Raw genomic sequence first — 1,491 nt, 5'->3', positions numbered from 1 at the left:
GCTCCTTACCTTCTTGGCGGGTCCGTTCCGCTCATTCGTACGATCGGGAGGCCCAGGGGTGGCGGGTGTGGCTCAAAAAGCTCATGCCGAGGGTGTGGCTTTCAGTGATTGGCCGCCCGGCGCCCCGCGACGACACGGCCACTCATTGGGATGCGCGAACTCATCGCTTCGTAAGGACACGTCGGCGTGGTCGTCTGCTGGGACCCAGGAACACGGATCCTCGAGGAGGCACAAGTGCCGCAACTGTGGGCGGGAACGGACGCGGGCAAGAGCGAGCATCACTGCACGGTGATCGATGCCGAGGGTGAGCGAAGGCTGTCGCGGCGGGTGGCCAACGACGAGACGACCCTGCTCGAGCTGCTCGGCGAGGTCCTCGACCTCAGCGAGGGCGAGCCGGTGACCTGGGCCATCGACCTGAACGCGGGCGGTGCCGCCCTGCTGATCGCCCTGCTGGCCGCCCACGGACAGAAAGTCCTCTACATCCCGGGCCGGACCGTCCACCACGCCTCCGGCTCCTACCGGGGCGACGGCAAGACGGACGCCAAGGACGCCTACGTCATTGCCGACCAGGCCCGCATGCGCCGCGACCTGCGCCCCCTGCAGGAACAGGACGAGATCGCCGTCGACCTGCGCATCCTTACCGCCCGCCGCTACGACCTCACCGCCGACCGCACCCGCGCGATCAACCGGCTGCGCGCCCAGATCCTGGAGTACTTCCCCGCCCTGGAACGCGCCTTCAACTACAGCACCTCCAAGGCCGCGCTCGTCCTGCTGACCGGCTACCAGACGCCAGCCGCCCTGCGCCGGATCGGCCAGAGCCGCCTTGCCGGCTGGCTGTCGAACCGCAAGGTGCGAAACGCCCAGGCGGTGGCGGCCACCGCGCTCGCGGCGGCCCGGGCCCAGCACACGGTGATTCCCGGCGAGAGGACCGCGGCGGCCATGGTCCGAACCCTGGCCGCCGCGGTGACGGCCCTGGACGAGGAGATCGCCCGCACCGACGCCCTGATCGAGGCACGGTTCCGCGAGCACGAGCACGCTGTCGCGATTACCAGCATGCCGGGCATGGGCAGCCTCCTCGGCGCCGAGTTCATCGCCTGCACCGGCGGCGACCTGGACGTTATCGGCAGCTCCCGTCGCCTGGCCGGCATCGCCGGCCTCGCCCCTGTCCCCAGGGATTCCGGGCGCATCAGCGGCAACATGCGCCGACCACACCGCTACCACCGCCGTCTCCTGCGCGTCTTCTACCTGTCCGCCCAGGTCGCTGCCCGGTGCTGTCCGACGTCCAAGGCCTTCTACGAGCGCAAGAGGAGCGAGGGCAAGTCGCACAAGCAGGCCGTCCTCGCCCGTCGCCGCCTCGACGTCTTGTGGGCCCTCATACGCGACCAGCGGACCTTCACCGCCGAGCCACCTCAACGCGGCCTTGCAGCGGCATAGCGCGGTCACCGTCCGCTACCGACGCCCTTGACAAACCTGATTGGGAATCACTGAAAT

General features: G+C 69.3%; 1 protein-coding gene. It reads left to right on the top strand.

All coding sequences use genetic code 11. The annotated features are described in order from the left end of the window. The first annotated feature begins 234 nt into the window (after positions 1-234). Positions 235-1,434 carry an IS110 family transposase gene (locus ACFV6V_RS31120; protein ID WP_385571186.1) on the top strand — a complete coding sequence of 400 codons (1,200 nt, stop codon included), beginning with the start codon at positions 235-237 and terminating at the stop codon, positions 1,432-1,434. The last annotated feature ends 57 nt before the right edge of the window (positions 1,435-1,491 follow it).

It is taken from the genome of Streptomyces sp. NPDC059828 (assembly GCF_042731955.1).
Classification (GTDB): domain Bacteria; phylum Actinomycetota; class Actinomycetes; order Streptomycetales; family Streptomycetaceae; genus Streptomyces.
This window is presented reverse-complemented; position numbering and strand designations above follow the sequence as displayed.